17 protein-coding genes and 1 pseudogene are annotated in these 21,964 nt (G+C 73.8%); 5 read left to right on the forward strand and 13 right to left on the reverse strand.

The window, feature by feature from the left end; genetic code table 11:
• The first annotated feature begins 282 nt into the window (after positions 1–282).
• Both ACRWND_RS09630 and ACRWND_RS09635 read left to right on the forward strand, forming a co-directional pair.
• Positions 283–1,407 carry a hypothetical protein gene (locus tag ACRWND_RS09630; RefSeq protein WP_431948039.1) on the forward strand — a complete coding sequence of 375 codons (1,125 nt, stop codon included), beginning with the start codon at positions 283–285 and terminating at the stop codon, positions 1,405–1,407.
• A complete protein-coding gene (locus tag ACRWND_RS09635) occupies positions 1,404–3,245 on the forward strand; it encodes a glycoside hydrolase family 15 protein (RefSeq protein WP_431948041.1) in 1,842 nt (613 codons plus the stop codon). Before ACRWND_RS09630 ends, ACRWND_RS09635 begins: the two co-directional genes overlap by 4 nt.
• On the opposite strand, the pseudogene ACRWND_RS09640 reads toward ACRWND_RS09635, so the two are convergent.
• The 3 genes and pseudogenes from ACRWND_RS09640 to ACRWND_RS09650 form a co-directional block, all read right to left on the reverse strand.
• Positions 3,242–3,394: pseudogene (locus ACRWND_RS09640) on the reverse strand (N-acetyltransferase); the annotation flags it as partial. The gene ACRWND_RS09635 and the pseudogene ACRWND_RS09640 overlap by 4 nt on opposite strands.
• 294 nt (positions 3,395–3,688) lie before the next feature.
• On the reverse strand, positions 3,689–5,137 hold the full coding sequence (locus ACRWND_RS09645) for an NCS2 family permease (protein ID WP_431948043.1): 1,449 nt from the start codon (positions 5,135–5,137) through the stop codon (positions 3,689–3,691).
• Between the two features lie 667 nt (positions 5,138–5,804).
• Positions 5,805–6,551: an SDR family oxidoreductase gene (locus ACRWND_RS09650; RefSeq protein WP_431948045.1), complete on the reverse strand. Its 747-nt coding sequence runs from the start codon at positions 6,549–6,551 to the stop codon at positions 5,805–5,807.
• 253 nt (positions 6,552–6,804) lie between these two features.
• On the opposite strand from ACRWND_RS09650, the gene ACRWND_RS09655 reads away from it, so the two are divergent.
• Positions 6,805–7,569 carry a GntR family transcriptional regulator gene (locus tag ACRWND_RS09655; RefSeq protein WP_431948047.1) on the forward strand — a complete coding sequence of 255 codons (765 nt, stop codon included), beginning with the start codon at positions 6,805–6,807 and terminating at the stop codon, positions 7,567–7,569.
• Between the two features lie 45 nt (positions 7,570–7,614).
• Here the strand turns inward: ACRWND_RS09655 and ACRWND_RS09660 are convergent, their stop codons facing one another.
• From ACRWND_RS09660 to purB, 4 genes are all read right to left on the reverse strand, one after another.
• Positions 7,615–9,261 carry an alpha/beta hydrolase gene (locus ACRWND_RS09660; RefSeq protein ID WP_431948049.1) on the reverse strand — a complete coding sequence of 549 codons (1,647 nt, stop codon included), beginning with the start codon at positions 9,259–9,261 and terminating at the stop codon, positions 7,615–7,617.
• Positions 9,262–9,422: 161 nt separating this feature from the next.
• A complete protein-coding gene (locus ACRWND_RS09665; RefSeq protein ID WP_431948051.1) occupies positions 9,423–10,580 on the reverse strand; it encodes an ROK family transcriptional regulator in 1,158 nt (385 codons plus the stop codon).
• 159 nt (positions 10,581–10,739) lie between these two features.
• Positions 10,740–11,228, reverse strand: coding sequence for a G/U mismatch-specific DNA glycosylase (mug, locus tag ACRWND_RS09670; protein WP_431948053.1), 489 nt, complete (start codon positions 11,226–11,228; stop codon positions 10,740–10,742).
• Between the two features lie 68 nt (positions 11,229–11,296).
• Positions 11,297–12,730 carry an adenylosuccinate lyase gene (purB, locus tag ACRWND_RS09675; RefSeq protein WP_431948055.1) on the reverse strand — a complete coding sequence of 478 codons (1,434 nt, stop codon included), beginning with the start codon at positions 12,728–12,730 and terminating at the stop codon, positions 11,297–11,299.
• Between the two features lie 230 nt (positions 12,731–12,960).
• Here purB and ACRWND_RS09680 point away from each other — a divergent pair, with 230 nt between their 5' ends.
• Complete coding sequence (locus ACRWND_RS09680) at positions 12,961–13,293, forward strand: hypothetical protein (RefSeq protein WP_431948057.1); 333 nt, start codon at positions 12,961–12,963, stop codon at positions 13,291–13,293.
• 77 nt (positions 13,294–13,370) lie between these two features.
• Here ACRWND_RS09680 and ACRWND_RS09685 read toward each other — a convergent pair whose 3' ends face one another.
• The 6 genes from ACRWND_RS09685 to ACRWND_RS09710 form a co-directional block, all read right to left on the reverse strand.
• Entirely contained in the window at positions 13,371–14,141 is a 771-nt protein-coding gene (locus tag ACRWND_RS09685; protein ID WP_431948059.1) for an SGNH/GDSL hydrolase family protein, read from the reverse strand.
• 37 nt (positions 14,142–14,178) lie between these two features.
• Positions 14,179–15,204 carry a hemolysin family protein gene (locus tag ACRWND_RS09690; protein ID WP_431948061.1) on the reverse strand — a complete coding sequence of 342 codons (1,026 nt, stop codon included), beginning with the start codon at positions 15,202–15,204 and terminating at the stop codon, positions 14,179–14,181.
• On the reverse strand, positions 15,201–16,571 hold the full coding sequence (locus ACRWND_RS09695) for a hemolysin family protein (protein ID WP_431948063.1): 1,371 nt from the start codon (positions 16,569–16,571) through the stop codon (positions 15,201–15,203). The genes ACRWND_RS09690 and ACRWND_RS09695 overlap by 4 nt, the downstream gene beginning before the upstream one ends.
• Before the next feature lie 190 nt (positions 16,572–16,761).
• Positions 16,762–17,208: a GNAT family N-acetyltransferase gene (locus tag ACRWND_RS09700; RefSeq protein WP_431948065.1), complete on the reverse strand. Its 447-nt coding sequence runs from the start codon at positions 17,206–17,208 to the stop codon at positions 16,762–16,764.
• A gap of 142 nt (positions 17,209–17,350) precedes the next feature.
• Positions 17,351–19,918, reverse strand: a complete 2,568-nt coding sequence (locus tag ACRWND_RS09705; protein WP_431948067.1) for an ABC transporter permease — start codon at positions 19,916–19,918, stop codon at positions 17,351–17,353.
• 9 nt (positions 19,919–19,927) lie between these two features.
• Entirely contained in the window at positions 19,928–20,713 is a 786-nt protein-coding gene (locus ACRWND_RS09710) for an ABC transporter ATP-binding protein (protein ID WP_431948069.1), read from the reverse strand.
• A gap of 236 nt (positions 20,714–20,949) precedes the next feature.
• Between ACRWND_RS09710 and ACRWND_RS09715 the strand changes: the two genes are divergently transcribed.
• Complete coding sequence (locus ACRWND_RS09715; RefSeq protein WP_431948071.1) at positions 20,950–21,573, forward strand: hypothetical protein; 624 nt, start codon at positions 20,950–20,952, stop codon at positions 21,571–21,573.
• Positions 21,574–21,964 lie beyond the last annotated feature (391 nt).

The following is a 21,964-nucleotide window of genomic DNA, read 5'->3' on the forward strand; positions in this document are numbered from 1 at the left end:
CCATCGCCTTCGCCGAGGAGCACCGCGCCGAGGAGCGGAGGGCTGCCCGGCTCGCCGACGCGATCACCTCGCAGGCCCGCCACACCGCCGCGCACGGCGACGCCGGGACCGCGGCCGGGCTCCTCGCGCGCCGCCCGCCTTCGACTGGAGGCCGCGCTCCCCCGATACGCCGCCGAGCCGGAGGCGCTGCCGGCCGACCTCTGCCTCCAGCGGGACGGCCACGCCACCGCGGAGGAGTCCGCCCGTGCCGCGCCGGAGCACCGCGCCGCCACCCTGCGCCCGGTGCGGCGCGCCCATCTGCACATCGTTCTCGGCGCCGCGCTCGCCGCCCGCGGCGCCGACGCCGAGGCCGCCGACCACGCCTTGAACGGCGCTCACCGGGCCGACGACGGCGACGCGTCCGATCAGCTCGGCGCCTGGTCGCGGCTGGTGCTCGGCGGGGCGCTGCTGCGCCAGGGCAGGGCCGCGGAGTCCGCGACCGTCCTGGAGACCGCCCTGCCCGACCTGGTGCGCGCTCACCACGACGGCAGGTCGTCCAGACCCGCTGGTGGCTGGGCGAGGCCCTGTGCGACAGGGACGAGCCGCGCGCCGCCGCCGAGCGGTCCTGCCGCCGCGGAGATCGCACAGGGCTGGGAGGAGCAGCAGGACCGCGCCGTCCTCGCGAACCTCGCCGCCGGCAGTCGGGAGCGGGCGGGCCTGGCCGGCGAGGCCGCGCAGGCGTGCACCCGCGCCGGTGAGCTCTGGCGCGCCTTGGAGCGACCTGTTCTTCTGGTCCCCGCCCTGCGGGCCAGGGCCAGGCTCAGCCTCCACGACGACCGGGCCGGCCTCGAAGCGGGCCGCTCGGCGATGGCCGAGGCGGCGGCGGTCGCCGAGGAGGCACCGGCCGCGGCCCGTGCCTTTGGGGAGGAGGCGGCCGCGGCGCACCTGCGCGCCGAACTGGCGGGGACCCACAAGCAGACCGGCGAACTGATCGTCCGCGCGTGCCCCGGCGAGCCCGGTGAGGACGACGCGGACGGCTCGGCGCGCGCCGCGTACGAGGAAGGCCTGGCCTCTCCGCAGTGCGCGATCGCCGCCTTCGACCCGGGTCCGGCGCGCAGCGCGGTCCGGCTCACGGCCGCCTGGCTCGAGGCCGATCCGGGGCGGCGGGCCGCGGCGGAGCGGGCCCGGGCAGTGATCGCCCGCTACACGGAGTCGCGGGAGGACGGGGAGGACGAGGTCGCCGCACAGCGGCTGACCGAGGCGCGCTTCGTGCTCGCATACGCCGGCGAGCGGGCCGCGGGGCCGCGGGAGGCGCAGGTCGGGGAGGTAGGGCGGTCAGGCGGCGTGCTTCGACCGAGAAGGACGGGGACCGGGCGGGTTAGTCTGAATGGTGGCTTCTCTTCCCGGCATGTGAGGAGGCCACCGTGACAGCTGACGTCCTCCGGTCCGAGTTCCCGCCGTCCGACGGCCGGTACCTGCCGATCTCCGCCCACGGGCTCATCGGCGACCTGCGCAGCGCCGCGCTCGTCGGGACGAACGGGACGATCGACTGGTACTGCTCCGGACGCTTCGACGCCCCCAGCGTCTTCGCCTCCATCCTCGACGCCGACCGGGGAGGCAGCTTCGAGTTGGCAGCGAACGTGCCCGCGCGCACGAAGCAGTTCTACTTCCCCGACACCAACGTGCTGATCACCCGGTTCTTCGCCGAGGACGGCATGGGCGAGGTACAGGACTTCATGCCGGTCGTCGACGACGGCCACGAGGCGGACCGGCACCGGCTGATCCGCCGCGTGGTCTGCGTGCGGGGCGTGCTGCCGTTCCGGATGCGGGTGGCGCCGCGCTTCGACTACGGCACCGTGGCGCACACCGTGCAGATGAACGGGATGCAGGCGCTCTTCGCCACCCCCGCCCAGACCCTCGCCCTGACCTGCTCGGTTCCGCTGGAGAACGACGGCCGGGACGTGTGGGCCGAGTTCAAGCTCTCCGAGGGCGAGACCGCGGTCTTCGCCCTGGACCAGGTCGGTGACGGTGTCGGGCCCCGGGGCTGCCCGCTGACCGAGGCGGAGGACCAGTTCGAGAAGACCGTGCGCTACTGGCGGCGCTGGCTGTCCAAGTCCAAGTACCGGGGACGCTGGCGCGAGATGGTGCATCGGTCCGCGCTGACCCTGAAACTGCTGACCTACGCGCCGACCGGCGCCATCGTCGCCGCCCCCACCACGAGCCTTCCCGAGCGCATCGGCGGCGAGCGCAACTGGGACTACCGCTACGTCTGGATCCGCGACGCCGCCTTCTGCGTCTACGCGCTGCTCCGGCTGGGCTTCACCGACGAGGCCGAGGCCTTCATGAACTTCCTGTCGGAGCGCGTCTGCACGGGCGACACGGGCTGCACCACAGGCCCCCTGCAGATCATGTACGGCATCGACGGCCGCTCCGAGCTGCCCGAGCGGGAGTTGCCCCACCTGGAGGGCTACGCGGGCTCCGCGCCGGTCCGGGTGGGCAACAACGCCGTCCACCAGCTCCAGCTGGACATCTACGGGGAGCTCATCGACTCGCTCTACCTCTACGACAAGTGGGGCAAGCCGGTCTCCAGCGCCCACTGGGACACCGTCTGCGAACTCGTGGACTGGGTCTGCGACAACTGGGACCAGCCCGACGAGGGCATCTGGGAGACCCGCGGCGGCCGCAGGAACTTCCTGTACTCCCGCGTGATGTGCTGGGTGGCGATCGAGCGCGGCATCCGCATGGCGAACCACCGCGGCCTGCCCGCCAACCGCGAGCGCTGGTACGGGGCCCGCGACGCCATCTACCGGCAGATCATGACGAGCGGCTGGTCGCAGAAGCGCGGCGCGTTCACCCAGTGCCAAGGAGAGGACGTGCTGGACGCGTCGGTGCTGATGATGCCGCTGTCCAAGTTCATCTCGCCCACCGACCCCCGGTGGCTGTCGACGCTCGACGCCCTCGGCAAGGACCTGGTCTCCGACTCCCTGGTCTACCGCTACGACCCCGCGGCGAGCCCCGACGGCGTCCCCGGCGACGAGGGCACCTTCTCCATCTGCTCCTTCTGGTACGTCGAGGCCCTCACCCGCGCCGGGCGCGAGGACGAGGCACGCCTGGCCTTCGAGAAGATGCTCACCTACGGCAACCACCTCGGCCTGTACGCCGAGGAGATCGACCGCGCCGGCGAGCAGCGCGGCAACTTCCCGCAGGCCTTCACGCACCTGGCCCTGATCAGCGCCGCCTTCAACCTGGACCGGGCGCTCGGCTAACGGGCGGCGCCCGTGGCGTGGCGGACCCACACGTTGGGCTCGACGTACACGGCGTGGTCGTGGGCGGTGTCGTAGTGCACCGGCACCAGCGCGCCGGGCACCTCGACGGCGCCGTCACGGTCGAAGGGGAGCCCCGTCCAGCGCCGCCACCGAGGCGGCACCTGCCAGGCGGGCTCCGCCGCGGCATCCCCTCTGCGTGGCGCCCCGCGGCTCCGTCCGAACGGGCCACGCCGTGCGACCTCCGGTGGCGCTCGGTCGCGGGCGTGCGCCACGTCACACCGGGGACCCGGAGCGGGCGGGAACTCCCTTGCCCCGCCGGTAGTTCGACAAGTACGGGCCGAGCGCGGAGCGCCGGCCCGGCCAACGGCCCCGACCGGGGGCCCCCGTCCCGGTCGGGGTCTTCATCGTGAGGCCCAGGGAGGCCGCGCCTGCCCCGCGGGGGGCTACACCCCCAGCGCCTGCTCGATCGGGTGGATCGCGAAGTAGACGGCGAACAGCGCCGACACCGCCCACAGCAGCCAGTGCACCTGCCGGGCCTTGCCCAGCACGGCCTTGAGCAGGACGAAGGCGATGAAGCCGGCGCCGATGCCGTTGGTGATCGAGTAGGTGAAGGGCATCACGGCGATCGTCAGGAAGGCGGGGACCGCGATCTCGAAGTCGTCCCAGCCGATGTTCTTGACCTGGGTCATCATCAGGAAGCCGACCGCCACCAGCGCCGGCGCCGCCGCCTGCAGCGGCACGATGGTCAGCAACGGGGCCAGGAAGAGGGCCACGGCGAACAGGCCGCCGGTGGCCAGGTTGGCGAAGCCGGTCCGCGCTCCCTCGCCGACGCCCGCCGCCGACTCTATGTAGGCCGTGTTCGAGGAGGCCGAGGCCGCGCCGCCCGCCACGGCCGCGGCGCCGTCGACGAGCAGCACACGGCCCAGGTGGGGGACCTTGCCCTCGTCGTCCAGCAGACCGGCCTCCGCCGTGATGCCGACGACCGTGCCCATGGTGTCGAAGAAGTCCGACAGGATGAGGGTGAAGACCAGCAGCACCACCGTGATGAAGCTGACCTCGGCGAAGGCCCCGAAGAGGCTGAAGTGCCCCAGCAGCCCGAAGTCCGGCGCGGCGAACACGTCGTCCGGCACCTTGGGCGTGGTCAGCCCCCAGCTCTTCACGTCCGCGACCGCGTCGACCACGACGGCCAGCACCGTCATGGCGATGATGCTGATCAGGATCGCGCCCTTCACCTTCCGGGCCAGCAGGGCAATCGTCAGCAGCACGCCCACGCAGAAGACGAGCACCGGCCAGCCCGACAGCGCACCGCTCCCGCCCAGCTGCACGGGCACCGTGGTGTTCGCGGCGTCCGGGATCCGGGTGACGAAGCCGGCGTCCACGAAGCCGATGAAGGCGATGAACAGGCCGATGCCCGCGCTGATCGCCTGTTTGAGCGGCTGGGGTATCGCGTGCATCACCGCCTCGCGCAGCCCCGTCACCACCAGGAGGCAGATCACCAGGCCCTCGATGACGATCAGGCCCATCGCGTCGTCCCAGCTCATCAAGGGCGCGATCTGGAAGGCGACCACCGCGTTGAGGCCGAGCCCCGCCGCGATGGCCAGCGGCAGGTTGCCGGCGACCCCCATCACGATCGTCATGACCGCCGCCACCAGCGCGGTGGCGGTGACCAGTTGACCCGTCGACAGGACGTGGCCGAACTTGTCCTTCGCGCTTCCCAGGATGATCGGGTTCAGCACAAGGATGTACGCCATCGTGAAGAAGGTAGCGAAGCCGCCGCGGACCTCGCGGCCGAGGGTCGACCCGCGCTCCCCGATACGGAAGTAGCGGTCCAGTGCGTTTCGCGGTGGCGGGGGCGGCGAGCCCTTCGCGACGTCGGTGGCCTGAGCGGACATGGTGCTCCTCGGAGTCGGTGCAACAACCGGGCAACCTGCTGGAGGCTGGATTGTGTACTCACTGACGTCCGCTCGGGTTTTGAATCCGTTTCCTTGTGTTAACAAATCAGCACCGTCCAGCGCCCAACCGGCGGACCGCACGCCGAAGTCGGCATCCTCGTCCATCTCGACGCGGCACGTCCGCAGGTCCGTCCGCCCACTCGTCCGCGCGTCCGCCGTCCGCCCGCCGAGGGCACGGATCCACGTACGTCGCCTCAGCCCAGTGGCTGTGGCCGGTTCTCGAGTGCCGCCAGGCAGGCGGCCAGGGGGCGGTCTGGGGGCTCGCCTTCGGAGGCGCGGCCACGCTCTTCCGGTCCGCGACCACGAGCGCGGCGGGCAAGGCGGCGGCGGACGTGGCCCAGTCCATGCTCGTGACCATGTGGAACATCGGCGTCGCGGGCGGCGGCGCCATCGGGGGCGCCCTCCTCGCGCGGCTCGGCGCGCGGTCACCGACGTGGGCGGTGCTCGCCCTGCTGGTCCCGTCCGCGGTCGCGGTCGTCCGGGCGAAGGGGCATGCCTTCCCCTCCTCGGCCGTCCGTGCGGCACGCGAGTCCATCGGAACCACGCGCGGCCGCCCGGAGGGCGGACGCCGAGGTCGCGCCGGCCGCCGGCATGCTCCGGCGGCGGGCTACAGACCGCCGGCGACGCGGAGCACCGCGCCCGTCGTGTAGGAGGCGTCCGCCGACATCAACCAGGCCACGGCGCCGGCGACCTCGTCCGGCTCCCCGGGCCGCCCCATGGGCACGCGGTCCCGGTTGCGCCAGGGCCGCTCGGGGTCGCCCATCGCGGCGTGGATGTCGGTGACGATCATGCCGGGCTGCACGGAGTTGACCCGTACGCCCTCCTCCGCCAGCTCCTTGGCGAGGCCCACGGTCATCGCGTCGACCGCCGCCTTGCTGGCCGCGTAATGCACGTACTCCCCGGGGGCGCCGAGCGTCGCGGCGCCGGAGGAGATGTTGACGATCGAGCCGCCTCGGCCGCCGTGGCGGGTGGACATCGCCAGTGCCGCGCGCCGCGCGCACAGGATCGCGCCCATCACGTTGACGTCGATCACCCGGCGCATGACGTCGACCGGGGTGTCGGTGAACCGGCCCAGCGGGCCGGTGACGCCGGCGTTGTTGACCAGGCCCGTCACCGCGCCGAGCCGCTCGCCCACCGTGTCGAAGAGCGCGTCCACCTGCCCGGCGTCGCTGGTGTCGACGCGCACCACGGCGCAACGGGCGCCCGCGTCCCGCACCTTGTGCGCGACGTCCTCGGCGGCGCCGGCGTCCTTCTCGTAACCGATGCCGACGGCGTGCCCCTCGTGGGCCAGCCGCAGGGCGACCGCCGCGCCGATGCCGCGGCCCCCACCGGTGACCACCGTGACCGAACCCATGCCGGCTCCCTCCCTCGACGTGATCACGAACGCTATCAGCGGGTGAACGGTCAGCGGCGGCGTGACCACCTCATGCACGGCCCGCGTCGGCCGCCCACCTCAGCCCGCGGCGGGTGCGGGCCCGGATTGGTCTTGACCAAGCCGGAGGGCCGCTCTATCGTCCCGTGGTAGTGCAAGGACCTTTAATAAAGAGCCGTTCGGAAACAAACCTGCACAAACCCCGGACGGCGCGGGCGCGATCGCGGAGGACAGGGTGGGGACCACGCAGCTCGAGAAGGTGCCGGAGCCCAAGTACTGGCACCTCAAGACCGTGCTCATGGACGCGCTCGACTCCGAGTTCGAGGTCGGGGAGATCCTCCCCAACGAGCGCGAGCTCGCCTCCCGCTTCGGTGTCGCCCGGGCCACGCTGCGCCAGGCACTGGAGCAGCTGGAGCTCGAAGGCCGCCTCCAGCGCCGCCGCGGGGTCGGCACCACGGTCGCCCCGCCCCGCGTGGGCGTCTTCGTCGGCCCCACGAGCGGTTCCTGGCCCGGGGCCGCGGACGACGCCTGGCTCACGGTGGGCTGCGTCGAGGCCGCCGCTCCCGCCGCCGTCGCCCACATGCTCGGTACGGGTGCCGACGAGCCGGTGCACACCGTCCGCCGGATCCGCTCGATGGGCGGCCAGTCCGTCGCCACCGAACTCCTCTACGTGCCCGGGGCCTCCGTCCCCGGCCTCCCCAGCGACCTGACGCCGACCGACCACGTCCCGGCCGTACTGCGGGAGTTGCACACCCTCGGTCTCGACGGCGAGGACCGGGCCGTGGAGCTCGGATCGGCCCGCGCCGAGGACGCCAAACAGCTCGACCGGCTGCCCGGAGCCCCCGTGCTGGTCGTCACCACCCGCTACGTCAGTGGCGGGCGCGTCACGGCGGTCGCCGTCGCGACCTACCGCGCCGACACCTGCCGGCTGACCTTCGGCGACAGCGGCGCGATGGAGATCACCCACCAGGGGCAGGAGCGGCACGCCGCCGCGTCGTGACCGCGAGGCCGCCGCGGGGCGCACCGCGTGCCGCGTGCGGTCAGGTCAGTAGGAGCGCCCGGTGTTGGCGTCCCTCGCGCCGCCGGGGCCGGAGGGCACGGGCAGCGGGTGCCCGGGGCATCGGACGTCCTGGTCGCCGGTCGCGCCGGACACCAGGTAGCGGTCCACGCGCGCGGTGACGCACTCGTTCCAGATGCTGATCAGGCCGTGCGAGCCGCGGCCCTCCTCGGTGATCATCCGCGAGCCCGGCAGCCTGCGGTGCAGCTCCACCGCGCCGTCGTACGGTGTGGCCGCGTCCCGTTCCGACTGGACGATCAGCACGGGCGGCAGCCCCGCCCCGGGGTGCGCCCCGACGTCCACCGCCCGCCCGCCCTCGACGGGCCACGAGGCGCACGGCAGGTTGAGCCAGGCGTTGGCCCAGGTCTCGAAGGGACGCCTGCGCGCCACGCGTTCGTTGTCGCGGTCCCACACGTTCCAGTCGCGCGGCCACGCCGCGTCGGAGCACTCCACGGCCAGGTAGACCGCCTCGCCGTTCTCCTCGTCCTTCGCATCCCCGGGATCGGGTGCGGCCGCGGCGACCAGCGGGCCGTCGTCCCCGCGCAGGTAGCGCGAGAGCAGGTGGGCGAACGGCACCCAGCGCTGGTCGTAGTAGGCGGCCTGCACCGCCGCGGAGTGCAGTTCCCCGGGGCCCACCGTGCCGGCCGGGCGCCTGCCCAGCATCCGCATCGCCCGGTCGAAGCTCGCCTGCACGCGGCCGGGCGTGCCGCCGAGGCCGTACACGGCGTGGTGCCCGGCCGCCCAGGCGCGCCAGTCCGCCCAGCGGTGCTCGAAAGCGACGTCCTGGGCGAGGTTGGCGCCGTACCAGACGCCGCGGGGGTCGGGGTTGACGACGCTGTCCGCCACCATGCGGCGCACGTGCGAGGGAAAGAGGGTGGCATAGACGGCGCCCAGGTAGGTCCCGTACGAGACGCCGTAGTAGTTGAGGCGCGGCTCGCCCAGGGCCGCGCGGATGACGTCGAGGTCCCGTGCCAGGTCCGCGGTGCGCATGTTCCGCAGCAGCGCCCCGCCCCGCGCACCGCAGGCCCCGGCCTTGCGCCGGGCCTCCGCGCGCTGGGCGGCCTTCACCGCGGCGGTGGGCCGGCGCGGGTCCAGGCTGGGGGCCTTGTGGTGACGCGCCGGGTCCTGGCAGGACAACGGGGAGGAGTGGCCCACGCCGCGCGGGTCGAAGCCCACCAGGTCGTACGTCCTGGCCGCGGTCTCCCACACCTTGCGGGTGACCCCCGCCACGCCGGGCCGGCCCACGCCGGGGAACCACAGCCCGGACGCACCGGGACCGCCGGGGTTGAACACCAGGGCCCCCTGCCGGACGGAGGCCGGGCCCGCCGCCCGCAAGCGGCTGACCAGCAGGCTGATCGTCGCCCCGCCCGGCTCCGCGTAGTCCACCGGGACGCGGACCCTGCCGCACTGCACGGGCGCCGTCAGGCCGCTGTCGGAGGGACAGGCCCCGAAGACGATCCCGGTGACCCCGGCCGCCCGGGCCGCCACCGCGGCCCCGGCCATCCGCAGCCGCTCGCCGACGGCGGGCTCCGAAAGGGGCGCGTCCGGGGGCTCCGGGAAGTGCGCGGCGGCAGGGGCGGTCGCCGCGCCGGCCGTGAGCACCACGGACACTGCCAGGACCACTGCTCGCCGCACGCGGACGCCCTTTCGCCGGCCGCGCCCCCCCCGCGCGGCACGCTCGTCGATGCGACGGATCGTCGGCTGGTCGGACAACCCCGCAAAGCAGGCAGGCCGATGAACAGCGGAATTTCGCCCGTATTGCCCTGGCGGGCCCCCGTGGTCCGCCGCCTGGCGGCTCAGCGGCCCAGCAGCGAGGTGCGGGCCACTGCGAACAACTGCTCCTCGACATGGTCGAGCGCGAGCCGCAGGGCCCCCGTCGCGACCGCCTCGTGGCCCAGCACCGACAGCGCGACCTGCGGCGGCCGCAGGCAGTAGCGCGACAACTCGGCGCGCAGCGGCTCGAGCACCCCGTCCAGTCCGGCCGCCCATCCGCCGATCACCACCAGCTCCGGGTCGATCGCCAGCACCAGCGCCGCCACGTCGTGCACCAGGCGCTGCAGGAAGCGGTCGACGGCCTCCCGTGCCTGGACGTCCCCGGACTTCGCGAGCGCGAACACCTCGGCCACCGCCGACTCGTCCAGCGGGTGCAGCGGCGTCCCCGTCGTGGACAGCAGCCGCTCCGGCCGCGCCTCCCGGCCGAGCAGGTGCAGCGCCCCGATCTCCCCGGCCGCCCCGCCGAAGCCGCGGTGCAGCCGGCCCCCGATCAGAGAGCCGGCCCCCGGGCTCAGCCCCGCCAGCACGAAGACCACGTCATCGGTGCCGACGGCCGCTCCCTTCCAGTGTTCGGCGACGGCGGCGGCGTTCGCGTCGTTCTCCACCAGGACGGGGCAACGGAACGACCGGCGCAGCCGCTCGCCCAGCGGCAGTCCCGTCCAGCCGGGCAGGGCCGTGCTCAGGCGCACCGCGCCGTCGGTCTCCACGATCCCCGGGCTGCCCACGCCGACCGCCCACAGCGTGCTGCGGGCCACACCGGCCTTGCGCAGCAGCTCGGCTACCAGGCCCCGGACCCGTTCCAGGCGCTCCTCGGCCGGCAGCGTGTCGGCGACGTCGTGCGTCAGCGTCCCGAGGACCCGGCCGCTCAGGTCCGACAGCAGCGCCCGCATCTGCCGCGCCCCGATCTCGACGCCCAACAGGTGCCCCGCCTCCGCGTGGAAGCGGAACCTGCGCGCCGGACGGCCCTGCCTGCGGGCGTCGGCGGGCTCCTGCGGAGCCTCCACCACCAGGCCCGACTCGGACAGGCCCTCGATCACGCCCTCGACGGTGGGCCGTGACAGCCCCGTCGTCCGCACCAGTTCGGTCAGGCTCACGGCGGGCGCGCCGCGCAGGGCATGGAGCACCACCGCGGAATTGATCCGCCGGAGCAGAGACGGGTCCCCGCCGGTGAGCCGCCCCACCCTACGTCCTCCCAGCTCGTACGCGTATTGGCCGGATCGTACCCGCCCGGGCGTCCTGGCGGCGAGGGGCAGCGGCGCATGGTTACTGAGTCGATGTCACGGCCGAGGGCGGCGAGCGGGGTCGCGGACGCGCCGGGCGGCCGCCGTGCCGGCGCGGCCTCAGGCCCGCGCCGCGGCGCGCAGGCGGCCGAACTCCTCCGCCATCGCCTGCGTCGACCAACCCGCGTTCAGGCCACTGGGGTTGGGCAGCACCCAGACGCGTGTCACACCGATCGTGCGGTCCTGGGGGCCGATCTTCGCGCGAGGCTCGGCGAAGGCGACGCGGTACGCCGTGACGCCCACGACCGCGAGCCAGCGCGGTGTGTACCGCTCCACGGTCGCCGTCAGCAGCCGTCCGCCCTCGATCAGTTCCGCGCGGGTCAGTTCGTCGGCGCGGGCGGTGGCCCGGGCGACGACATTGGTGATCCCCAGCCCGTACGTCAGGAGTCCGTCCTGCTCCGCCGGGTCGAGCCGGCGCGGGGTGAAGCCGGAGGCGTGCAGCACCGGCCAGAATCGATTGCCGGGGCGGGCGAAGTGCCGGCCGGTGGCTGCCGACAGCAACCCCGGGTTGATGCCGCAGAAGAGGACCCGCAGGCCGTCCGCGATCACGTCGGGGATGACGCGGTCGCGGGCGGCCTCCAGTTCGTCCTGGCTCGGGCGGGGCCGGCGGGCCGTGGTCAGAGGATGGCCCCGGGGGCGTAGGCGGCCGCCTGCGGGTAGCGGCCGGCGACCTCGCCGATCCGCCGCACTACCTCGGCGACCTGGTCCGCGGCCGCGCCGGTGAAGGACAGGCGGTCGGCCATGAGCGCGTCCAGCTGGGCGCGGTCGAGCGGGATGCGCTCGTCCTCGGCGAGCCGGTCCAGCAGCTCGTTGCGCTCGGCGCCCTTCTCCCGCATGGCGAGCGCGGAGGCGACCGCGTGCTCCTTGATGACCTCGTGCGCCAGCTCGCGGCCGACGCCGGCCCGCACCGAGCCCATCAGCACCTTGGTCGTGGCGAGGAACGGCAGGTAGCGGTCGAGTTCGCGGGCGACGACGGCCGGGAAGGCGCCGAACTCGTCGAGCACCGTCAGGAAGGTCTCCAGCAGGCCGTCGAAGGCGAAGAACGCGTCCGGCAGGGCCACCCGGCGCACCACGGAGCAGGAGACGTCGCCCTCGTTCCACTGGTCGCCGGCCAGCTCGCCCACCATCGAGGCGTAGCCGCGCAGGATGACCGCCAGGCCGTTGACGCGCTCGCAGGAGCGGGTGTTCATCTTGTGCGGCATCGCCGAGGAGCCGACCTGGCCGGGCTTGAAGCCCTCCGTGACCAGCTCGTGGCCGGCCATCAGGCGGATCGTCTTGGCGAGTGAGGACGGGGCGGCGGCCAGCTGCACCAGCGCGGTGACGGCGTCGTAGTCCAGCGAGCGCGGGTAGACCTGGCCGACGGAGGTGAAGACCTCCGAGAAGCCGAGGTGCGCCGCGATCCGGCGCTCCAGCTCGGCGAGCTTGCCGGCGTCCCCGCCGAGCAGGTCGAGCATGTCCTGCGCGGTGCCGACCGGGCCCTTGATCCCGCGCAGCGGGTAGCGGCCGAGCAGGTCCTCGACCCGGGCGAAGGCGACCAGCAGCTCGTCGGCCGTGGTCGCGAAGCGCTTGCCGAGGGTCGTGGTCTGGGCCGCCACGTTGTGCGAGCGGCCGGCCATGACCAGCTCCGCGTGCTCGGCGGCGAGCCGGCCCAGCCGGGACAGGACGGCGACGGTGCGGTCGCGGACGTGCTCCAGGGAGAGCCGGATCTGCAGCTGCTCGACGTTCTCGGTGAGGTCGCGCGAGGTCATCCCCTTGTGGACGTGCTCGTGCCCCGCGAGGGCGTTGAACTCCTCGATGCGCGCCTTGACGTCGTGCCGGGTGACCTTCTCCCGCTCGGCGATCGACGCCAGGTCGACCTGCTCCAGCACCCGCTCGTAGTCCGCGACGGCCTGGTCGGGCACCTCGATGCCCAGGTCCTTCTGGGCCCGCAGCACGGCCAGCCACAGGCGGCGCTCCAGCACCACCTTCTGCTCGGGGGACCACAGGGTGGCGAGCTCCGCCGAGGCGTAGCGGCCGGCCAGGACGTTGGGGATGCGGGGCTTGGAAGTCACGTAGCGAGAGTCTACCTGCCGCCCATGGCGCGCGTTCACCTCCGCCCGCCTCCGTGAGGGCGGGGAAAGTCCAGGTCAGGTGCGGTGGGCGAGGGGTCGGCGGCGGCCTCCGCGGGGACCGGCGCGGTGCGGGAGCCGCGGCCTCCACCGGGCGAAGCGGTTTTGTCATCTTGTCGACTCGGCCCTGCGGGCGGCACCCTGGGTGACTTCCGACGGATCGGGGGGGCGTGATGGCGGAGTTGCAGTGCCCGGGCTGCGGGTCGTCGCGGGTGGAGAAACTGACGCTGTTCGCGGCGAAGGTGACCGCGGACAGGCTGCGGCCGGAATGGGCGGAGCCCAGTGTGCCGACGCTGTCGCGCGGCGTGCCCCTGGCGTGTCTGGCGGTGGGGGTGGTGGTGCTCTTCTCGGGTGCGATCCTGCCGGGGCTCCTGGTGGCGCTGGCGGGCGCCGTGTGGCTGTCCCGGGTCAACGGGGCGATCCGTGCGGCCGAGGCGAAGCTCAAGGAACATCGCGAGAAGAGGATCTGCCTGAACTGCGAGAAGACGCTGCCGCCCTCGGCGTAGCCCGGACGCCGTGACGAAGCCGGTCGGGCGGGACCCTGCCCACGGGGGGCGCTCGCCCGGACACGGTGACGCCCCGCTCAGAGCTCGTACGGCACGAGCTCCGCGCGCTTGGGGGACAGGCCGTCGCCGGAGGAGCGTCCGGTGAGGCGGCGGCCGATCCAGGGGAGGAGGTGGCGGCGGGTGAAGCGCAGATCGGCGGCGCGGCGCGCGGGCCATGACAGCGGGACGGAGACGGGCAGCGCCTCGCTCCAGTCGAACTGCGGTGTGCGCCCGAGGGCCTGCCAGACCGCCTCGGCGACCCGGCGGTGGCCCTCGCCGTCGAGGTGCAGCCGGTCCTCCGCCCACAGGCGCGGGTCCCCCAGTACGGGGGCGCCGTAGAGGTCCACCAGGAGCGCGCCGTGCCGTGCCGCCAGATCGTCCAGGAAGCCGAACAGCTGCTCCATGCGGGGCAGGAAGCGCGTCGCCACCGGGCCGCGGCGGGCCGGGCTGCGCATCAGCACCAGCTGCCGGCAGGTCGGCGCCAGCCGCTCCACGGCCTCTTCCAGCAGCGCGCACACCCGTGCCACGTCGCACGTGGGCCGCAGCACGTCGTTGAGCCCGCCGACCAGGGTGACCAGGTCGGCCTCCATGGAGGCCGCGGTCTCCACCTGCTCGTCCACGATCTGCTGGATGAGCTTTCCGCGCACCGCGAGGTTCGCGTAGCGGAAGCCCGGCGCGTGGGCGGCGAGGCGTCCGGCCAGGAGGTCGGCCCACCCGCGGTACGAGCCGTCGGGCAGCGCGTCGGACATGCCTTCGGTGAAGGAGTCGCCGAGCGCGACGAAGCTGGTGTGGGTGGCGTTCATCTGCATGGCGCGCGTGATCCTACCGGCCCGGCGGAAGGCCGCCTCAACCGGCCGCGGCACGGCCCACGAGTTCCTTCAGCACGTCCTCCATGGTCACCAGACCGAGGCCGCGGCCCTGGTCGTCGACGACGGCCGCCAGGTGTGCGCCGCTGGCCCGCATCGCGGCCAGGACGTCGTCCAGCGGGGTCGCCGCGCCGACCCTGGTGATCCGGCGCAGCGCGCCGCGCGGGAAGGGCTGGTCGTGGCGGCTGGGCCCGAGGGCCAGGGCGTCCTTCACATGGAGGTAGCCGAGGATGCGGCAGGCGTCGTCGGTCACCGGGAAGCGCGAGAAGCCGGACCGGGCGGCCAGGCGCTCCAGTCCCGCCGGGGTGACGCCGAGGCGGGCGGACACCACGCGGTCCCAGGGGACGACGACCGCGCGGACCGGCCGGCGGCCCAGTTCGAGAGCGTCCTGCAGGCGGACGGCGGCCCGCTCGTCCAGCAGCCCGGCCTGCCCCGCGTCGGTCACCATCCGGGCCAGCTCGTCGTCCGAGAAGACCGCCGCGACCTCGTCCTTCGGCTCGACCCGCAGCAGCTTCAGCAGCCCGTTCGCGAAGGCGTTCACCGCGAAGATCACCGGGCGCAGTGCCCGTGCCAGGGTCACCAGCGGGGGGCCGAGGAGCAGCGCCGTCCGCTCCGGAGCGGCGAGCGCGATGTTCTTGGGAACCATCTCGCCGAACAGCATGTGCGCGTACGTGGCCAGGGCCAGCGCGATCGCGAACGACAGGGCGTGGATCGCGCCCTGCGGCACGTGCAGGAGGTGGAACAGCGGCGCCAGCAGGTGCTCGATGGCGGGCTCCGCCACGATGCCCAGCATGAGGGTGCACAGTGTGATGCCCAGCTGGGCGGCGGCCATCAGCGGCGAAAGGTGCTGCAGTCCCCACAGGACGTGCCGCGCGCCGCGCTCCCCGGCTTCCGCGCGCGGCTCGATCTGGCTGCGCCGGACGGAGATCATCGCGAACTCGGCGCCGACGAAGAAGGCGTTCGCCACCAGGGTCAGGAAGCCGATGAACAGCTGCAGGAAGATCATCGCGCACCCGCCGGCCCGCCGCCCGCGCCGGCCGCCGGCGACGCGAAGCCTTCCTGCGTGTGCGGCGCCGGGGAGATCAGCCGTACGTGCGCCGCGTGGTGGTGCGAGTCGTCGGTGACCTCGATCATCCAGCCGTCGACCTCGACGGTGTCGCCGGTGGCCGGGATCCGCCCGAGCCGCTGGGCGACCAGGCCGGCCAGCGTCTCGTAGGGGCCGTCCGCGACCCGCAGGCCGATCTCGGCGACCTGGTCGGTCCGCACCGCCCCGTCGGCGTCGTAGACGCGGCGGCCGGTGCGGTCCTGGTGGAGGAAGGCCAGATCGGGGGTCTCCAGCGGGTCGTGTTCGTCGCGGACCTCGCCGACGACCTCCTCCACGATGTCCTCCAGGGTGACGACGCCCGCCGTGCCGCCGTACTCGTCGATGACGACCGCCATGGTCATCGAGCCGGACAGGCGGTCCAGCAGCCGGTCGACGGGGAGCGACTCGGGCACCGGCACCGGCTCCCGCAGCAGCGGGGTGATCGGGTGGCCCTCGCGGCGTTCGTACGGCACGGCCAGGACGTCCTTGATGTGGACGATGCCGATCACGTTGTCCAGGCCGCCGCGGTGGACGGGGAAACGGGACAGCCCCGTGGCACGGGTGATGTCGGCGACGTCCCGGCAGGTGGCGCCCTCCTCCAGGGCGACCACCTGGACGCGCGGGGTCATCACGTTCTCGGCCGTCAGCCCGGGCAGGCTCAGCGTCCGGACGAACAGCTCCGCGGTGTCGGCCTCCAGAGCGCCGGCCCGGGCGGAGTGCCGGGCGAGAGCGACCAGTTCCTCCGGGCTGCGGGCCGAGGCCAGCTCCTCGGCGGGTTCCAGACCGAGCCGGTGCAGCACACGGTTGGCGGTGTTGTTCAGGTGGCGGATCAGCGGACCGAAGGCGGCGGTGAAGAGGGTCTGCGGCGCCGCGACGGCCTTGGCCACCGGCAGCGGACGGGAGATCGCCCAGTTCTTCGGCACGAGCTCGCCCACCACCATGAGCACCACCGTCGAGACGCCGGTGCCGATCACCAGCCCCAGCGACGCCGCCCCGGCGGCCGACATCCCGAGGGCGCGCAGCGGGCCGGCCAGCAGCTCGGCGATCGAGGCCTGCGCCAGCATGCCGATGACCAGTCCGGTGACGGTGATGCCGAGCTGGGCGCCCGACAGCTGCAGCGTCAGGCTGCGCACGGCCCGCAGCGCCGCCGGGGCGCCGCGCTCACCCGCCTGCTCGGCCCGCTGCAGATCGGTGCGCTCGACCGTGGTGAGGGAGAACTCCGCGGCGACGAAGACGGCGCAGGCCAGGGTCAACAGCAGGGCGACGGCCAGCAGCAGCACCTCGGTCATCGCGGCACCTCGGTCGCATGAGCGGTCCGGCGCGGGGGGAGCGCGCGTCGGCCACGGGACCGCGGACGTGACGGACTCGCAGGGTCGTCCATATGCCCATCGTAGGAAGCACTGGCACAGCGGACAGCCCGGAGACGGCCGCGCGGCGCGCCCCGCCGTCCCTGGGGCCGCGTTCGCCGGAGTGCCCGCGCTACCCGGGGGTGCTGCCGAGCAGCTTGGTCCAGCGGCGCCAGTGGTGCTCGGGCGCGTATCCCGCCGCGCGCCATGCGTGGTGGGCGCGGGCGTTGTGCTCCAGCACCATGGCGTCACCGCGTCGGCCGCCCAGCGCGCTGAAGCGTTCCTCGGCCGCCGCGAGCAGGGCGCGGGCGACGCCCTGCCGGCGCCGCTCGGGGTGGACGGCCAGCCGGTACAGGTGGCAGCGCCAGCCGTCGAAGCCCGCGATGACCGTGCCGACCAGCCCGCCGCCGGCCTCGGCGAGCAGCAGGGCTTCGGGGTCGCGTGCGATCAGCCGCGCCACGCCGTCCGCGTCGTCGCTGATGCTGGTGCCCTCGGCGGCCGTCCGCCAGAAGCCCAGTACCCGTTCGGCGTCGGCCGGTACGGCGCTGCGAATCGCGAGATCGTTCGTGCGGTCAGCCACGCAGGCCTCCAGGGGGTGCGGCGAGCGAATCAGGGCTGCCCAGGTCCTCCGGCGGCTCCGCACGGCGCAGCTGCGCGGTCACCGGGCGAAGGCCCCGTCCGTCGGTCCACGACCTTCCCCGCCCGGGCGCCGATCATTCGGGTCATTCGTGGGCGATCGCGGCAAGGACGTTCATCCGCGAGGCGCGCAGGGCCGGCAGCAGCGCCGCGACCAGGCCCACCACCACGGAGCCGGCGAGGACCGCCCCCACCGTCGTCCAGGGAACGGCGAAGGCCCGCAGGCCCTCCAGCGCCAGCACCTCGTGCGTCACCACGCCCCAGACCAGTCCCAGGGCGAGCCCCAGCACCGCGCCGAAGACCGCGATCACCACGGACTCCAGCCGGATCATCCGGCGCAGTTGCCGTCGCGACAGACCGATGGCGCGGAGCAGGCCGATCTCACGCGTGCGCTCGATCACCGACAGGGCGAGCGTGTTGACGACGCCCAGCACCGCGATGACGATCGCCAGCCCGAGCAGCGCGTACACCAGGTTCAGCAGCACGGAGATCTGGGTGCGCACCAGTTCCTTGTAGTCGGCCTGGTCACGGACCTCCACCTGCGGATAGGGCGCGAGGGCCCGCTCCAGTCCCGCCCGCAGCGCGGGTTTGCCGGTGCCGGGCGCGGCGTTCACGTACAGCGCCGCGTCCTGGCCGTGGGGCAGGAACCGCTCGGCGGTGGCCAGGCCCATGGTCAGGGTCGCGTCGTCGCCCAGCACGGTGCTCTGGCTGGTGGTCAGCGCGCGCAGCGTGAAGGCCGCGGAGCGGCCGTCGACGAAGCGCACGGGGATGCGGCTGCCCACGCGCAGCCCGTGCTGGGCGGCGTACGTCGCGGACAGCGAGAGGCTGTCGCGGGCCAGGGCGCGCGCCGTGTCGCCCGCGGCGTACTCCAGGTTGAGCGCGCGGTCCGCCCCGGGGCCGATGGCCGTCCCCGTCAGCTTGGTCGTCCGGCCGTCGGGCAGCGTCACCAGGACGGAGACGTACCGCACCCGCACCACCTCCCCGGCGCCGCGCACCGCGCGCACCCGGTCGGTGATCTCCGGGGCGAACGGCGCGAAATGCGTGCCCTGCACGACATAGTCCGCGCCCAGGGCCCGGTCGATCTCCTGGTCGAAGGAGCTCGCCATCGACGTGCCGGCGACGGACATGCCGGTGACCAGCGCCAGCCCGATCATCAGCGCGCCGGCCGTGGCGCCCGTACGGCGCGGGTTGCGCAGCGCGTTGCGCTGGCTCAGCCGCCCCACCGGCCCGTACACATGGGGGAACGCCCCGCCGAGCACCCGGACCACCGGGCGCACCAGCAACGGGCCCACGACCACCGCCGCCGCCAGCGACAGCCCGATGCCCACCCCGAGGAAGGTCGCGGCGGCGCCGACGCTCCCGGCCGCCGCCGCGCCGCTCAGCGCCGCCGCGGCCACCAGGGTCGCGACCGCGCCGCCCACCGCCCGGTACCGCAGGCTCCGTCCGGGCCCGGCGGCCTCGGCGTCCGACAACGCGGCCATGGGGGAGACCAGGGACGCCCGCCGCGCCGGCAGGTAGGCCGCGACCAGCGTCACCAGCAGGCCGACGGTGAACGCCGCCACCGGCACGCGCAGCCGGACGGCCATCTCGGCGGCGTCGATGTTCATCCCGAACACCCCGAGCAGACGGAAGAGGCCCGCCGCCAGCCCGACCCCGCAGACCAGGCCCAGGGCGGAGCCCACCGCCCCGAGAAGCACCGCCTCCACCAGAACCGACCGCCGCACCTGTGCGCGGTCAGCCCCGAGGGCGCGCAGCAGGCCGAGTTCCCGGGTGCGCTGGGCGATCAGCATCGAGTAGGTGTTGACGATCAGGAAGACCCCGGCCAGGACCGCCACCCCGGCGAAGCCCAGCATCACGTACTTGATCACGTCGAGAAGGGTCGCCAGGCTCTCCACCGCCGACTTCGCCTGCTCGGCCTGGGTGGTGTAGGTGTAGCGCGGCCCCAGCGCGGCGGCGATCCGCTCCTTCAGCACCTCGTCGGTGACCCCGGGGGCGGCGTCGGCCTGCACCGACGTCGCGACACCCGTCCGGCCGAGCAGCAGAGACTGCGCGGTGGGAGTGTCGACGAACACCAGGGCGGCGCCCGGATTGGTCGTGGTGAACGTGGCGATCCCGACGATCCGCACGGAGAACGCGCCCGGCTGGGCCAGCACCCGCAGCCGGTCGCCGATCCTCAGGCCCCGCTTCTCGGCGGTGTCGGCGTCGATGACCGCCTCGTCGGGGCCGTGCGGCGCGTGACCGCTGGTCAGCCGGACCGGGCTGCGCGGATGGCCCGACCAGTCGGTGGCCGCGGTGAGGGCCCCGGTGGTCGGTTCCACCGGGCGGCCCCGGGCGTCGACGACGGTGGTGTTGTACACGGTGACGTCGACGCGCGCGTCCGCGACGCCCGGTACCGCTCTCACCCGGTCCAGCAGGGACGCCGGCAGGGTGCGCACCTGCCCGGAGGCGAACTGCTGGTCCTCGCTGAAGGCTTCCGGGGGTCCCACCGTGACGTCGGCGGACGTCGAGGCGAAGAGGCGGTCGAAGGTGCGGTTGACGGTGTCGGAGAAGATCATGCTGCCGGTGACGAACGCGACCGACAGCAGGACGGCGAGCGCGCTGAGCAGCAGCCGGCCCCTGTGGGCCAGGAAGCTGCGCAGCGTCGCCCGGAGCATTTGCGGCCCCTATCCCTGTGTCCGCAGCGCGTCGAGCCGCTTGAGCCGTTCCAGGACGCCGTCCGCGGCCGGCTCGTGCATCTCGTCGACGATCCGCCCGTCGCCCAGGAAGAGCACCAGGTCCGACCACGCCGCCGCGCCGGGGTCATGGGTCACCATCACCACGGTCTGGCCGAGGGAGTCCACGGACTCGCGCAGGAAGCCCAGCACCTCGGCGCCCGCCTGCGAGTCGAGATTGCCGGTCGGTTCGTCGGCGAAGATCAGTTGCGGCCGGGAGGCGAGGGCGCGGGCGCAGGCCACACGCTGCTGCTGCCCGCCCGACAGTTGTGCGGGTCGGTGCCCCAGCCGGTCGCGCAGGCCCAGGGTGTCGATCACCCGGTCCACCCACTCCCGGTCGGGCCTGCGGCCCGCAATGTCCATCGGCAGCGTGATGTTCTCGGCTGCGGTGAGCGTCGGCAACAGGTTGAACGCCTGGAAGACGAAGCCGACCCGGTCGCGGCGGAGCCGGGTCAGGTCGCGCTCGGCCAGCCGGGTGATCTCGGTCCCGCCGATCCACACCCGCCCCGAGGTGACCGAGTCCAGCCCGGCCAGGCAGTGCATCAGCGTGGACTTGCCCGAGCCCGAGGGGCCCATCACCGCCGTGAAGCGGCCCCGGGCGATCTCCACGTCCACCGCGTCCAGCGCCACCACCCGGGTCTCGCCCGTCCCGTAGGACTTCGTCAGCGCCGTCGCCCGGGCGGCGGGCTCCGCTCCCGCCTCTATGCCCTCTGCGTCCGCTGCCGTCCATGTCGACACGCCGGCCCCCAGGATGAGGAAGTGCGTTTGTCCGTATGCGACCCGAGGGTAGGACGTCGGCTGCGCCGCCGCATCGTCCCGCAGGGCGGGCCCGGCGCGAACCCGGCGCACGCCGGGGCGGCAACCGTTTCGCGGGGCCGAAACCGAGCGGCTGCCGGGTGCGTCTGTAGGGGCATCCGTCCCGGGGTGGACGACCGGGACGTGAGCGAGACGCCTACCGAGGGGGGAACGAATCGATGGTGCACGCACGCAGCCGGACGGCGTCCGGCGACCGCAGGCGCACTCCGGTCTGGGCGGGGGTGCCGGTGGTGGCGCTGCTGGCCCTGGCCCTGCAGGGGTGCCAGCAGCCGGCGGCCGGCGGCGCCGGCGACAGGCCGTCCGCGACCGCGCCGACCGCGCCGGGTGCGCCGGGTGCGCCGGGTGCGGAGGGGTCGTCAGCGGCGTCCCCGGCCCGGCCGTCCGCGTCGCCGACCGCCGGGGTGGCGGACGGGACGGCAGCGGACGACCCGTGCGCCCTGGTGACGCAGGCAGAGGCCGAACGGCTCGCCGGTACGGCCCTGACGGTCGGCAAGGACCTGGCCGGAACCTGCACCTACACCGCGCCGGAATCGGGCCCGACGGCCCAGGTCGAGATCTTCGCGGGGGATTCGGGGAAGAGCTACTACGACGCCGAGCGCGGGATCGGCCACGAGATGAGGCCCCTCGACGGCATCGGCGACGAGGCGTGGCTGGAGGACGGATCGGTCTTCCTGCGGGTGTCCGAGCAGTGGGTCGCGATCCGGCTGGTGCGCAACGCGGAGCCTTCCCGCTTCGACAAGCCGCTCGAGGAACTGGCGCGCACGGTGGCCGGCCGCCTCTGACCCGAATCCGCAGGTAGCGGCCGATGGCTGGTCAGGTCGTGGCCTGCCCGGCCGTGGGGCCGTGGTGCGGGGTGGAGCCTCCCCTTGATCCTGGACACCTGTCGACTGCGATCTTGAGGTTCCACAGGAAGTAGCACCAGGTGGGAGGCAAGTATACGACCCCGGAGATCGCAGGAGTCCAGTGATGTGCCGTGAGCGCGCAAGAGAGCGGGGATGCGCCCGCTCGCTGCGAACGCCGCACGACCAAGAAGCCGTGTGGCGGCCCACACGCCGCGGCACTGGCACTTATGATCAGAAACTCATGGAGTTCTCGTTCAGGACGTAGCGGACGTGTGGGCCGCCGAAGTAGCCGCGGACGATGTGTGGCTGACGCTGGCGTCTGCGGAAGAAT

The sequence above is a fragment of the Actinacidiphila sp. bgisy167 genome (genome assembly GCF_965342175.1).
Taxonomy (GTDB): domain Bacteria; phylum Actinomycetota; class Actinomycetes; order Streptomycetales; family Streptomycetaceae; genus Actinacidiphila.